Origin of the sequence: Acinetobacter sp. V115_6 (assembly GCF_031799025.1) — a bacterium.
Lineage (GTDB): Bacteria > Pseudomonadota > Gammaproteobacteria > Pseudomonadales > Moraxellaceae > Acinetobacter > Acinetobacter pittii.
Genome location: NZ_JAVQNO010000016.1, coordinates 126,208 through 139,507 on the forward strand (window position 1 = coordinate 126,208; position 13,300 = coordinate 139,507).

16 protein-coding genes are annotated in these 13,300 nt (G+C 39.9%); 10 read left to right on the top strand and 6 right to left on the bottom strand.

Annotated elements, in window-relative coordinates; translation table 11 throughout:
- The first annotated feature begins 51 nt into the window (after positions 1-51).
- From RMA94_RS03795 to RMA94_RS03815, 5 genes are all read left to right on the top strand, one after another.
- Positions 52-2,031 carry an ATP-dependent helicase gene (locus tag RMA94_RS03795; RefSeq protein WP_311081916.1) on the top strand — a complete coding sequence of 660 codons (1,980 nt, stop codon included), beginning with the start codon at positions 52-54 and terminating at the stop codon, positions 2,029-2,031.
- A 73-nt stretch (positions 2,032-2,104) separates the two neighbouring features.
- Positions 2,105-2,344 (top strand): RNA-binding protein, encoded by a 240-nt coding sequence (locus RMA94_RS03800; RefSeq protein ID WP_002115113.1) that lies wholly within the window; start codon positions 2,105-2,107, stop codon positions 2,342-2,344.
- Positions 2,345-2,353: 9 nt separating this feature from the next.
- Positions 2,354-2,716, top strand: coding sequence for an ASCH domain-containing protein (locus RMA94_RS03805; protein ID WP_086265053.1), 363 nt, complete (start codon positions 2,354-2,356; stop codon positions 2,714-2,716).
- 80 nt (positions 2,717-2,796) lie between these two features.
- On the top strand, positions 2,797-3,300 hold the full coding sequence (locus RMA94_RS03810; protein ID WP_005066079.1) for a DUF6586 family protein: 504 nt from the start codon (positions 2,797-2,799) through the stop codon (positions 3,298-3,300).
- A 112-nt stretch (positions 3,301-3,412) separates the two neighbouring features.
- Positions 3,413-3,691 carry a hypothetical protein gene (locus tag RMA94_RS03815; RefSeq protein WP_002114792.1) on the top strand — a complete coding sequence of 93 codons (279 nt, stop codon included), beginning with the start codon at positions 3,413-3,415 and terminating at the stop codon, positions 3,689-3,691.
- Positions 3,692-3,727: 36 nt separating this feature from the next.
- Here the strand turns inward: RMA94_RS03815 and RMA94_RS03820 are convergent, their stop codons facing one another.
- The 4 genes from RMA94_RS03820 to RMA94_RS03835 all read right to left on the bottom strand — a co-directional run bounded on the left by RMA94_RS03820 (position 3,728) and on the right by RMA94_RS03835 (position 7,605).
- Positions 3,728-5,437 carry a cation:proton antiporter gene (locus RMA94_RS03820; protein WP_311081918.1) on the bottom strand — a complete coding sequence of 570 codons (1,710 nt, stop codon included), beginning with the start codon at positions 5,435-5,437 and terminating at the stop codon, positions 3,728-3,730.
- Between the two features lie 147 nt (positions 5,438-5,584).
- Positions 5,585-5,740: a 50S ribosomal protein L33 gene (gene rpmG / locus RMA94_RS03825; protein WP_001205031.1), complete on the bottom strand. Its 156-nt coding sequence runs from the start codon at positions 5,738-5,740 to the stop codon at positions 5,585-5,587.
- 12 nt (positions 5,741-5,752) lie between these two features.
- Complete coding sequence (rpmB, locus tag RMA94_RS03830) at positions 5,753-5,989, bottom strand: 50S ribosomal protein L28 (RefSeq protein ID WP_000048256.1); 237 nt, start codon at positions 5,987-5,989, stop codon at positions 5,753-5,755.
- 167 nt (positions 5,990-6,156) lie between these two features.
- A complete protein-coding gene (locus tag RMA94_RS03835) occupies positions 6,157-7,605 on the bottom strand; it encodes a coniferyl aldehyde dehydrogenase (RefSeq protein WP_086265052.1) in 1,449 nt (482 codons plus the stop codon).
- A 112-nt stretch (positions 7,606-7,717) separates the two neighbouring features.
- Here RMA94_RS03835 and RMA94_RS03840 point away from each other — a divergent pair, with 112 nt between their 5' ends.
- From RMA94_RS03840 to RMA94_RS03860, 5 genes are all read left to right on the top strand, one after another.
- Complete coding sequence (locus RMA94_RS03840) at positions 7,718-8,410, top strand: TetR/AcrR family transcriptional regulator (protein WP_086265051.1); 693 nt, start codon at positions 7,718-7,720, stop codon at positions 8,408-8,410.
- A 74-nt stretch (positions 8,411-8,484) separates the two neighbouring features.
- Positions 8,485-9,348, top strand: coding sequence for a formyltetrahydrofolate deformylase (purU, locus tag RMA94_RS03845; protein WP_005066088.1), 864 nt, complete (start codon positions 8,485-8,487; stop codon positions 9,346-9,348).
- Between the two features lie 380 nt (positions 9,349-9,728).
- Positions 9,729-10,484 carry an energy transducer TonB gene (locus RMA94_RS03850; RefSeq protein ID WP_016144264.1) on the top strand — a complete coding sequence of 252 codons (756 nt, stop codon included), beginning with the start codon at positions 9,729-9,731 and terminating at the stop codon, positions 10,482-10,484.
- Between the two features lie 43 nt (positions 10,485-10,527).
- A complete protein-coding gene (locus RMA94_RS03855; protein WP_001011664.1) occupies positions 10,528-11,148 on the top strand; it encodes a MotA/TolQ/ExbB proton channel family protein in 621 nt (206 codons plus the stop codon).
- Positions 11,148-11,552 (top strand): biopolymer transporter ExbD, encoded by a 405-nt coding sequence (locus tag RMA94_RS03860; RefSeq protein ID WP_000885432.1) that lies wholly within the window; start codon positions 11,148-11,150, stop codon positions 11,550-11,552. Before RMA94_RS03855 ends, RMA94_RS03860 begins: the two co-directional genes overlap by 1 nt.
- A 57-nt stretch (positions 11,553-11,609) precedes the next feature.
- Here the strand turns inward: RMA94_RS03860 and msrA are convergent, their stop codons facing one another.
- The gene (gene msrA / locus RMA94_RS03865; protein WP_002114706.1) at positions 11,610-12,134 is read right to left on the bottom strand and encodes a peptide-methionine (S)-S-oxide reductase MsrA; all 525 of its coding nucleotides are present in this window, start codon (positions 12,132-12,134) and stop codon (positions 11,610-11,612) included.
- Positions 12,135-12,234: 100 nt separating this feature from the next.
- On the bottom strand, positions 12,235-13,290 hold the full coding sequence (locus RMA94_RS03870; RefSeq protein ID WP_311081923.1) for a DUF4105 domain-containing protein: 1,056 nt from the start codon (positions 13,288-13,290) through the stop codon (positions 12,235-12,237).
- Between the last annotated feature and the right edge of the window lie 10 nt (positions 13,291-13,300).

The window sequence follows — 13,300 nt, forward strand, 5'->3', positions numbered from 1 at the left end:
CCGTTGCTAGGCTCTGTTAAACTATGCCTTGGTGAGTTAGCGATATGTGTTATGAGTCTTGCAAAATTAATTAATGAACTAAATACTCAGCAAAAAAAAGCAGCAACAACGTCTGCGCAGAACTGTTTAGTTTTGGCGGGTGCTGGTTGTGGCAAGACTAAAACGATTGTTGCGCGTGCAGCCTATTTAATTGATCAAGGCTTACCAGCGAACCAAATTCAGATTTTAACGTTTACTCGACGTGCTGCGAGTGAGATTGTTGCAAGAGTAGAGCAACATGTGGGAGCACAGGCAAAGGGTCTGAGAGCTTCAACTTTTCATACTTTTTGTATGTATTTGCTACGTCGAAATCCTCAAGCTTTTGGGTTAAATCAATTTAGTATTATTGATCGTGATGATCAATTGCTCATGTTTCGCTTATTAAGAGGCAAAGATAAAGATAACGTCTTACCTAAAGCCGCAGAGCTGTGTGATTTATATTCTTATGCCCGAAATACTCAAACAAAACTTTCTGAAGCGCTAATCAAACAGCTTCCAGAAGCCTATGAGCATAAGACTCAAATTGCAGATTTAATGAAAACCTATGAGCAGCGTAAAAGAGAACGTAATTTTTTAGATTACGACGATATTCTCTCAATTGTAGCTGTCCATTTGCAAAATTCTGAAGCACTCACCAACTGGGTGGCAGGCTTTTGTCAGGCATTGCTGGTTGATGAAATGCAAGACACTAATCCTTTGCAGTGGGCTTTATTGCAGCCGTTGATTGGTAAAGTGAAGCTGTTTTGTGTTGGCGATGATGCCCAGTCGATTTATGGTTTTCGCGGTGCTGACTTTGAAAATATCCATTCTTTTAAAGAGCGGATACCTGACGCAGTCATTCATACACTGGATTTAAATTACCGCTCGACTCAAGAAATTTTAGATTTATCAAATTGGTTATTGGAACACAGTCCAATTGATTATCAAAAACAGCTGCAAGCCCATCGTGGGCAAGGGCAAAAACCTCAGCTACACCTATTTGGTAATGAGTATGAAGAAGCAAACTGGATTGCACAGGACTTAATAACGCGACATCAGCAAGGTGCAAGCTGGCACGACCATATGATTTTAGTGCGTTCTGGCTATAGTGCACGATATCTGGAAGGGGCTTTTATTGCTGCTGAACTACCTTACCGTTTTATTGGTGGTGTAAAACTTCTTGAGTCGGCCCATGTAAAGGATGTGCTCAGTCTCTTACGTATTGTGAGTAACCCTCACGATGATTTGGCTTGGATGCGCTTTTTAACCTTATGGGATGGGATTGGCGATGTTGGAGCGAGTAAGTTAGCCCAAGAGCTGATCGGAATTGTTGATGTCGAGGAGCGCTGTCAGCGACTTGAACGCCATGGCAAGGTACCACTACAAGCGATTTTAATTTTAAAACAGCTAGATGTATTACAGCAGCATGTCGAGGCAAGTATTGGCTTGGCCCTCGATGCTTTAGGTGAACAGCTAGAGCAAAATTATAAAACTAAAGACTGGTCACGTCGTTTAAAAGACTTTGATTTGGTTAAGCAACTTGCACGAAAGCATGCGTCGTTAGGTGAATTCCTTGAGGAATATGTACTTGAGCCGATTTCAGTTTCTGAAATTGAAAAAGCTGCTGATCAAGATTTGGTAACTTTAATTACGATTCATTCAGCTAAGGGTACCGAACAGAAAGTTTGTTATGTACCTCATGTATCGCCAAATCAATATCCTTATGCAAGGGCTCTGGGTGATTTTGATGATGTTGAGGAAGAACGCCGTGTGCTATATGTTGCCTTAACGCGTGCTGAAAATGAATTAATCTTGACGAAGCAAAATCTTAATACGTGGTCGCAAGACACTTATGATGAGCAAGGTCGTAAAGTTGAGAGTTATTTCTTAAATGATCTGCCTGCACACTTGGTTAAAGCAAAAATTCATAGGCAAGTACCTCAGCAATTTACTAAAAAACAATGGAACAGATCTCCTGCAGTAAATTTAGGTTTTGGTATCGATCTGGACTAAACTACTGTATAAGACGCTGTGATTACTTAAATGTATATTGGCCCTCCCTTTTATTGCCAATTAAGGTTAGAAAATGAAAATATTAGTTCGTAATTTAGATCGTGCTGTAAGTGAAGCTGAAGTTTTAGAGTTGTTTAAGGCATATGGTAAAGTTGATACATGTGTTCTTGTGACTGATAAAGACACAGGTAAATCGAAAGGCTTTGGTTTTGTTGAAATGCCGAATCCACGTGAAGCGATTAAGGCAATTAAAGGTTTAAATACGCTTAAAGTTAAAGGCTATGGAATTCGAGTTAAAGCAGCCGAAGAATAAGTTTTCCTGATGAAAAGACAATTTTTAGCTCTCTCGATTGTAACGCCCAATGGTATTCGTATTGCTGAAGGTATCAAAACACTTGAAGTGCGTTCATGGGTGCCTACGCAGTTACCAGTGAAAGATCTATTAATTGTCGAAAACCAGAACTTTCTGATTAAAGATACTGATGAAGAGGAAGGAGTTGCTGTCGCTTTAGTTGATGTTGACTCTATTCACGCTTGGCGAAATGACGAGGTCAATTTAGCCTGTGCATCTGCTTGGAGTGAAGGCTATTTTGCTTGGGTCTTAAGTAATGTCCGTCCTATAAAACAGCCAGTGAAAATTTTAGCTAAACGTAAAATTTATCAAGTTGAGCTGGATTTACCATAAATAACGTTGATTTTATCAATGGAGTCGTTAAGCTAAGAATAGCTGTTGCAATGGCGATTTTAGAACAGGAAAGTTTAGTTATGTCACGTGTTGCTCGTTATCATGCCGATCGTACCAATCAGAAGCTCTATTTTGCACGCTTAGCGTGTCAACAGGCAGAGCAGACCGATCATGTGCAGCAGGTACAAGCTTACCGTGAAGCAGCTGTATTTCATTTACATGGCGCAATGTTAGCGTTCTTACAAGAATTAGTACGTTATTACCGTTTAAATGATTTGCAACCCACCTTAAAATCTATAGAGGAACATATGGCGGCAAAAGGACAGGTTTCTCCTGAAGTATCCGTTTTGCAGCAATTGGCAAAAGATGGTTTTGTTGCAGAGTTAAAACGAGCTTATCGTATGTGCCAATACGCCCCAGAACCAAAAGAACCGACTCCGGAAGAAGAGACTTCTTCTAACCTCATTATTAAAGTGACACAAGGGCCTCAGTCTTGGTTGCCAGATGTTAAAATCTTGCGTGAATGGCATCGAGAATTAAGTCATTTAATTGATGGTTTTCGTAACGAAATGGTCGAGTTCTAAAATTAAACTGCCTAGATGCTTGAAATTTAGACTAGGTGTGCCTATATAAATAAGACAAGAGATGCAAAGTGCAAGGGTGCTTTGCCACCATGTTGAAACATGGAGGAAGTATATGTCTATACAGCAATTGAAAGAGTTATTTGGAAATCAAGAAGCAGTGTTGGAATTAGTTCAACTCGAAGGTGGTGAACTCGCCTTGCGTAATGCAGGTTCTGAGAATGAACCCTTGGTTAAAATTCAATTTAGCGATGAAGTCAAAGCAATCTTGGGTGAGCAGACTCCAGTTGTTGCTCAGCATATGATTCAGGCTGCATTGTTTGGACTGTTGGAAAAGCAGGTAAACGAGTGGCAGGCTGAGGTATTAGACGAACAGCCTAAATTCTTGAGTTAAAAAAAGCGTACTCTTGAGTACGCTTTTTATATGGAGTTAATGAACCGTTGACTGATGAGCAAGCTCGATCTGATTTAAGATGTGGTGGCTCATATTCTTTGCCATTTCTTCTTTTGCATAGAACACCTCTCCAATATTTTCGTCACGGATAACCGCTGCTTCTTCTTTGCTTTCCGCGCAAATTAATACCTGAATTTGTGGGTTTAATTGCTTGGCAATCGCCACAATACGGTGAATATCTAAAATATCCATAGGTGAGATTACTAAGAGTCGTGCATGCATGATATGTGCTTGAATTAAAACACTCGGTTCAGTAGCAACACCACTCACAGCAGCAATATTTGCATTACGTAGTTTTTCTACGATTTCACGATTCTCTTCTGCAATAACGACTTTAATATTCTCATTAATTAAATTTTCAGTAATACGTCTTCCCACACCGCCATATCCCACAATCACAACCTGATCACGTAAGTAAGCTTGATCAACTTCATCGGGTAACATTGCTAATGGGTCACCACTACGTTCAAGCAGTCGAGCTAAGTGAGAGCGTTCACGAATCCAGCGTTGTACAGGCTCAATGGCTGAGAAGATGAAAGAGTTAAGTGTAATTGAAAATAAAGCACCAGCTAGAATTAAATTCTGAGCTTCTAAGCTTAATAGGCCTAAAGAAACACCGAGTGTCGCCAAAATAAATGAAAACTCACCAATCTGTGCAAGGCTTGCCCCGACTGTTAAAGCTGTATTGATTGGATAGCGGAAGAATAAAACCAGTGCCATTGCAGCAAGAGTCTTACCCACCATAATAATCGCGATAACAGCTAAAATATGTAGCGGACTCTCCACAAGAATATGTGGATCAAACAGCATACCCACAGAAACGAAAAATAAAATCGAGAAAATTTCACGTAGTGGGAGAGTCTCTTCTTCTGCACGATGGCTAAAGTCTGATTCTTTAACGACCATACCCGCAAAGAATGCCCCTAAAGCCATTGAAACCCCAAAGATGGCATAAGAGCCGTAAGCAATCGAAACAGCAGCAGCGACGACGGTCAGTGTAAATAGCTCTCGTGACCCTAAACGAGCAACGAATTGCATAATAATAGGTACAACACGTTTACCTACAATGAGCATAAAGGCAATAAAGCCAATCACCTTTAATAAGGTTATCCCAAGGGTTAACCAGATATTACCGTCTGCATCTGCCGGTGCTTTTCCACCGAGTAAAACAGCTGTAGCCGGAAGAAGTACTAAAACCAGTACCATCACTAAATCTTCGACTAACAGCCAACCCACAGCAATTTTGCCGTTAACTGAGTCTAAAAGACCTCGGTCTCCTAATGCTTTTAATAATACAACCGTGCTCGCACACGATAGACTTAAGCCAAAAACGAGTGCAGACCCGAAACTCCATCCCCATAGCATTGAAACGCCAATACCAAGTAAGGTTGCAACAGCGATCTGTAAAATTGCGCCAGGCAAGGCAATACGACGAACTAGTAATAAGTCTTTTAATGAAAAGTGCATCCCTACACCAAACATCAGGAACATGACCCCGAGTTCTGCAAGCTGGTTGGCAAGGTGGATATCTGCTTCTATACCCGGTGTATTTGGGCTAATAATAATTCCGGCAATTAAATAGCCGATTAGAGGGGGGAGTCGTAATCGGGCTGCAATATAGCCAAAAATGAGGGCAACGCCGAAACCAACAGCAAGTAAAATAATTAAATCTACGTCATGCGGCACTAAAAACTCCTTTTACGTGAGTTAGGCTAAAAACAAGCATAAAAAATGCCAAGGCGGAATATAGAGAAAGTTTAACAAAAAGGTGGGTATAAAAAAAATGCAAAAAAAAACGACTTCATAAAGAAGTCGTTTTTTTCGAGGCTAAAATTATTTGATTTTAGCTTCTTTGAAAATCACGTGTTGACGGATTTTTGGATCAAATTTTTTGATTTCCATTTTTTCCGGCATAGTACGTTTGTTTTTAGTCGTGGTATAGAAGTAACCTGTACCAGCTGAAGAAACGAGGCGAATCTTATCACGCATTGCTCAGACTCCTTAGATCTTTTGACCTTGAGCACGAAGGTCTGCAACAACCTTTTCGATACCCAATTTGTCAATAATACGCATACCTTTAGTGGTTAAACGAAGACGTACAAAACGTTTTTCGCTTTCTAACCAGAAACGGTGGTGGTGCAGGTTCGGCTCGAACCGGCGCTTGGTTTTGTTGTTGGCGTGTGAGACGTTGTTACCAACGACTGGACGCTTGCCGGTAACTTGGCAAACCTTAGACATGGTGTAACTCCATTGATTCAGCCAACAGCAAATCTGTGGCCAGTCATACTAAATGTAAACGGATGAATTCATTCAAGGGGCGTTTTATACCAAAAATACGATTAAAAGACAAGCGAAATTGGTAAAAACGAGGCATGATTTAGTATAACAGATCATGCCTTGATCAGTTAGCGCAACAAGGTTTTCGAAATGAAACGATGAATCGGCTTATTGAACGGTGGAAGAATGTATTTAAGGCTATAAAGTTTTGGATTTGACATCACCGAACGCTCATGAGAAAGGCTAAAAAAGCCCTCTGGTCCGTGATATTTACCCATACCTGATGCGCCAATTCCGCCAAACGGTAAATCATCTTGTGCAACATGGGTAATCACCATGTTAATTCCGAAATGCCCTGAATGGGTGTGCTGTGCAATATAGTCAGCACGCGCTTGATCATAATCAAAATAATACATCGCTAGAGGACGTGGACGACTATTAATGAATTCGATGACTTCTTCTATTTGGTCATATTCTAAAATTGGCAGAATAGGCCCGAAGATTTCATTTTGCATAATATCCATTGCGGTCGTCACGCCAGTGACTAAAGTTGGCGCAATTTTACGGACATCATCTAAAATTTCATTTTGCGGATTAATTTCAACAATACGTGCACCTTGATCACGGGCATTTTCAAGATAACCCTGAATGCGGTTGTACTGTTTATCATTAATAATAGAGGTGTAGTCTTGGTTGTTGCGGAAATGAGGATACATTCCAGCCACAATCAATTTAAAGTTTTCGATGAACTCAGCAGTTTTGCCTCGTGGTAAGAAAATATGATCTGGCGCAACACAAGTTTGTCCTGCATTCCATAATTTACCTACAGCAATACGTTGAGCCACATCTTTCATATCCATAGATGCATGCACAAGAGCAGGAGATTTTCCGCCCAACTCAAGAATAACTGGAACTAGATTTTGAGCTGCGGCTGCCATCACTGTTTTACCAACAGAAGTTGAGCCTGTGAAAATCATTTTGTCAAAAGGCAAATGACTAAACGCATCTGAAATAACGCCACCACCATTTACCACAGCAACTAATTCTTGTGGGAATGCTTCTGCTAATGCACTTTCAAGGACACGTCCAAAATTTGGAGAGGCACTAGAAATTTTGATCATGGCATGGTTGCCCGCAGCTAGTGCACAGATCAGAGGTCCAACTGAAAGTAATAATGGGTAATTCCATGGTGTAATAATACCAATCACACCCATAGGCTGATATTGTACCCAACCTTTTGCTGGCTGATGTAATACACTGATATGGCGTTTTGAAGGTTTCATCCACGCAGTCAGATGCTTACTGTAATATTTGATTTGTTCCAAACTCGTGAGTAGCTCACCAATTTTTGTTTCCATAATTGCACGATTGCCGTAATCAAGGTTAATTGCTTCGGCAATCTGATCTTGATATTTTACCAAGACTCTTTTAAGACGAGCTAAACGATCAATACGCTCTTTAGCAGTGGGTACCGGATGACGTAAATAAGCAAGCTTTTGTTGTTCAAGCAAGTCATGTAAATGCTTTACATCATAAGGAAGCTGAGTCTCTGGATTTGTTTTTGTTTGACTGTTCATCGGTACTTACCAAATATACTGATATACTTAATTTTTAGAGTAAATACTCTAAATAGTCAAGTCGGTTTATGTGTTTAAGTCTTAACCATGTGAATTATTAAAGGTTATTAAAATGTCTCTACCTAAAGCTCTGAAGACAAAAGACCGGATTTTACAAATCAGTTTGCAGCTTTTTAACGAGCGAGGTGAACGTTCGGTTACAACCAATCATATTGCTGCAGAGTTAGGTATTAGTCCGGGAAACTTGTATTATCATTTTCGGAATAAGCATGAAATCATTAAAGAATTAATGTACCAATATCAGGTTGAGACTTTAGACATGCTTTCTTTACCTGAAGACAGGCCATTAACGACCAATGATAAAATCAGCTATTTTCAAGTGTTAAGCGGTCAACTATGGAGTTACCGTTTTATTCATCGCGATGTGTATCATTTAGTTGAAAGTAACGAAGACTTTAAAAAGATTTATCCACGGTTTGCTGGACAGGTCATGCAGCAGGGGCAAAAGATTTATCAAGCCTTTGTCGATGCAGGTCTTATGAAAATGACGCCGTCTGAAATTGAAGCACTCATTATTAACTTGTGGATTGTATTAACAAACTGGACAAACTTTTTATATATGTCTGGTCACATTAGTGACAATAACCACTTAGAAGAAAAATGGGTTTGGCAGGCATTACGCCAAATGGTTTTCCTTGAAGGTCCTTATCTGATGGGAGAAAGCCGAGCAACTTATGAGCAGTTGCTTGAGTCACTGGGGCCTTCTGATCTATTCGCCAGCTTGTCGTCGTTAAAAGATGAATAGTTGTGCTTGTTTATTTAGGGCGCTAGAATACTCGGCTTATTAAAAAATTGACTCAATTAAGTGATATTAACCAAATGAATATGACCACTGCCAATACAGCCCGTTTACTGATTACTTGTGAAGACAAGCCTGGGATCGTACAGGCTGTATCGAGCTTTTTGTACCACCAAGGTGCAAACATTACCGCGCTTGACCAGTATGCGACGGAAGCTCAGGGCGGACGTTATTTCATGCGTGTTGAATTTGAACTTGACCATTTACAGTCGCGTAAAGATGCATTAATTCAAACATTTGCTGCGAATGTTGCTGAGCGTTATGGCATGCAATGGCGTCTGGCTTTCGTAAACGAAATTAAAAAGGTTGGTATTTTAGTTTCTAAAGTCGACCATGCTTTACTTGAGTTATTGTGGCGTCATGCACGTGGGTCGTTACCTTGTGAAATTACGCATGTGATTTCTAACCATGAAGATTTACGTGAATCCGTTGAGAATTTCGGTATTCCATTTACTGTAATTAAAGTAACAAAAGACAATAAAGCTGAAGCTTATGCACAAATTGATGAAATGATGCAAGGCAATGACTTATTGGTTCTTGCACGTTACATGCAGATTTTAAGCGAAGATTTTGTTGCGAAATGGGAAATGAAAATCATCAATATTCACCATTCTTTCTTGCCAGCTTTCGTGGGTGCTAACCCTTACAAGCAAGCTTATGAAAAAGGTGTGAAGTTAATTGGTGCGACAGCTCATTATGTAACTGCTGATCTAGACCAAGGCCCAATTATTGAGCAAGACGTTGAGCGTGTAAGCCATGACTATAATGTTGAGCAACTTCGTGAGCTAGGTGAAGATGTAGAGCGTAATGTATTGGCACGCGCAGTAAAATGGCATTTGGAAGACCGTATCATTGTTGATGGTAACAAGACGGTTGTTTTCTAAATAACGCTTATTTTAAAAAAGCACGCTTCATGCGTGTTTTTTTATATCAAAAAAAATATTGAAATGATATAACGTAACAATAGTGGGTGAGTTTGTGATAGGATTTGATCTCTTTATAGTGAAATTAGCCTAGCTATATAAGTTAGATTAAACACTTTGTGAACAAGAGATACTCGTTCATGTAACTATGAGAAAACAAAAGCAAAGACACTTAACTGATACAAAGTAGTGATCTTGAGCAAATGTTTTTCTCAAAAAATAGTTGCAAATGAAAACACTTCTCATTTATTATTGTGGCACTTTATTGTTCTATCCGATGTTTGAAATCGTTTCTACAAATAGAGATCTGAAATCATCATCCATTAGGTAATTAGATTCTTATGAGTCAATCTTCCGCAGCCTTAAACTCTCCCAATCCGATGAAAAAGAAAGTCATCACTGCACTAATTGCGGTTGCAATTGGTCATATCGGGGTCTTATGGGCGGTCAGCCATATTAAGCCTGCTGAATTAAAGCCAATCGAGAAGAAGCCTTTACAGGTACGTTTCGTAAAAATTCAAGAGCAACCAAAACCACTGCCTCCTAAACCGAAGGAACCACCTAAAAAGCCGGAACCTAAGAAAGAGGTAAAAGAAGTTAAAGTTGTTGAAAAGCCTGTGACACCACCGAAAAAAGTGGAAAAGATTCAACAGGTGAAAAAGGCTGAAACACCAAAAGAAACAGTAAAGACAGAACCTAAAGTTGAAACCAAAGTGGTGACAACGACGACAACAGTTACTGAAAAAGTTGTTGAAAAACCTAAGCCGGTAGTACAAGAAGCGCCTAAAGCTCAACCTGCTCCAGATCCATCACCGAAACGAGTTTCAATTGGTGGTTCAGGTGTACAGTGGAGCCGTTCACCACGCTTAACAGTTTCTTCAAAAGATTTACAAGGCGAAGCGCGCTCTGTCATGGTACTGATTGAAGCCGATGAGAAAGGCAAAATTATTAATGTACGAGTGACTAGAAGTAGTGGTATTTCTAGTCTAGATGACAAAGTGGTCCGCGCTGTTCGCGGTGCAAAGTTTAAACCTTATATGGAAAATGGCGTTGCTTATCCAATTAAAGCAGAGCAACCCTTTGATTTAACCCCTTAAATGAATTTGAGTCCCAACGGCTAACCTTAATCAGGAGTTCAATATGAACTTTTCAATCTATTGGCAACATGCAGATGCAGTGAGTAAAACCCTGTATTTCATCTTATTGGCAATGTCGATTGCTACTTGGACAGTTTTCATCTTACGTTTGATGGGGACTCGCCAGCTAAAACAACAAGCTTATGCTCAACTTTCTCAGGCTATCACTTCGCTCAAAGCAAAGTTACAACCTTTGAGTTTTGAACAGCGTAAAGCGGTTGCAGAGCAGGCATTACTTCGTCAGATTTCTGCTGAAAAGGCCAATGCTGATAAAGGTATTTCTGTTTTAGGAACCATTGCTTCAATTGCACCATTCGTAGGTTTATTTGGTACGGTTTGGGGTATTTTCCATGCGCTGGTTGCGGTAGGTAAAAGCGGACAAGCAGGTTTGGCTCAAGTGGCTACACCAGTAGGTGAAGCACTGATTATGACGGGTCTTGGTCTTGCAGTTGCGATTCCTGCGGTATTGGCTTATAACATTTGTGTACGTGCAAACCGTGGTCTTGCTCATGACTTACAAGATCAAGCACACAGTTTATTAATTGACACGATGTTGCAGCAAGACTCAACTGTAAAGTCTGATGTTAAAACTGCACAGCAAAGTTATGTTGGAGGTCAAGCTTAATGGCTTTTCAATTGGGTGAAGACCACGATAGTGGCATGAATGAGATGAACCTCATTCCGCTAATCGACATTATGTTGGTGTTAATGATCATCTTTTTGGTCACAGCAACAGTTGCCAACCCATCGATTCCATTAACGCTTCCTAAAACAACTGCTGAAATTATTGATCCACCACCAAAAGCTATTACGATTAGTATCAATGCAAATGGTGAAGTGGCTTGGGATACTCAAGTAATTAGCCTAGATGAGCTTCAAAAACGTTTTCAAGAAGCAGGTCAAGGTGATGTTAAGCCAACAGTTCAACTTCGTGCTGATAAAGAGTCGAAGTACGATACTGTTGCTCAGGTAATGTCTCGCGCCAGTGAAGCCGGACTGAGCGATATTGCCTTTGTCAGTGAAAACTAAAATTTAGTTTACTCAATAAAAAAGCAACCAGTTTGGTTGCTTTTTTATTGCTCTGATTTATTGATCTTTCATCAGATGCTGGAATTTACTATATAGCTTGAGCAGCTTTGGTGGAATCGCAAAGTTGCAATAACCTTGTGAAGGGTTTTTTGCATAGTAATTCTGATGGTATTCTTCTGCCGGATAGAATGTCGGAACAGGGGAGAGCTCAGTCACAATATCAAGATCATCATTTTTTAGAGTCTGAATCGTGTGTTCCGCTGCCTGTTTTTGCTCTTCATTATAATAGTAAATAACAGAGCGGTATTGCGTGCCAATATCATTACCTTGACGGTTTAAAGTCGTTGGATCATGAGTCGCAAAGAACACGTCGAGTAACTGGGAGTAAGTTACTTGCTGTTCATCAAAGTCGACTAAGATCACCTCAGCGTGCTGGGTGTCTCCTTGACATACTTGCTCGTAGGTAGGGTTAGTGGTGTGTCCACCTGCATAACCACTCGTTACTTTTTCTACACCGCGTATTTGTAAAAATACAGCTTCGACGCACCAAAAACAGCCGCCGCCAAATAATGCCTGTTGCATTGTTTTTCCCTCTATTTCCTGCCTATTACAATAGGGTTTATGTATTTAAAATACAAAGTAAAGCATGTATAAAAAAGTAAAGAAAAGTGCATTACTTATTTCATTTAGCTTTAGGTAAACCTTGTCGAACGATTTGAGAGAAGTGTTGACTACTCTGATCTGAAAGCTGTTCAAAATTTTCAGTACGTGGATTGATATGCGCAATTTGATACCACTGTTTTAAACTGATATTTTGATTAAGTGCTTTAAGATCATATAAATAATTAGGTAAGTAACCTGAAGCGATTAGACGATAATCTTTAGGAAGCTGATAGGGATTAATCGCTTGAACCATATCAAAAATTAAGGTTGTACAGTTACTGGTTAAAGTGTTGTACCACTTTGGTTCTGCACGAAGTTCATCGGATTTCTTTAGATATTCTAAAAATAAAGCCTTTTGCTCACTACGAGGCATGTTAACAGGAAAATTATAAACTTGCTCTTTGCGGATGTTACTGCGTGTGTAAACAATATCTTTTTCATCAGAAGCAATTAAGCTCAGTTCATATTTCCTAAAAAATCCGCCAATTGCTGAAAACTCTTCAGTTTTTTCTTTACGAATCTCGATTGAGAAGACTAAAGGTTGCTGATTCTTAAATTCGAAGCTTACCAGTGTATGAGCAATTTGTGGTCCCATCCAGTAAGAGGCAATGATGTTTATGCCATTTAATTGCTTAAGATCAAATGTTCGGGTTTCCCATCGTACATCATAAGTTCCATCAGGATGCCAGTTGAAGTTACGAACATTGTGTAAAGTGATTACATCGCCGTGCTTTTCATAGCTCAGCATATTGGCAACTTCTGGGTTCCAATCACGATCTTGACGTGCAGTAATGGAAAAATACCAGACTAGCGAACAAGCAAAAGCAACAAGGTAAATCAGGATATCGGTACGGCGGCTAATAATATGACCTTCAACATATAAGCCAGCCATGCTGAGTGCAAAAGCAATCCAGATGCCAATGAGTATGCGGCTGCCTAACCAGCCAAAAGGTTGTTGAACCCAAAGCGCTACGCATACCCAAATGCTAGAAAACACAATAAACAGCGTGAATAAACTATGTAATAGCCCAAAAAGTAGAGCAGTAATAAATTCACGTGTTCCGATATTGTGCATGGGCATCCAT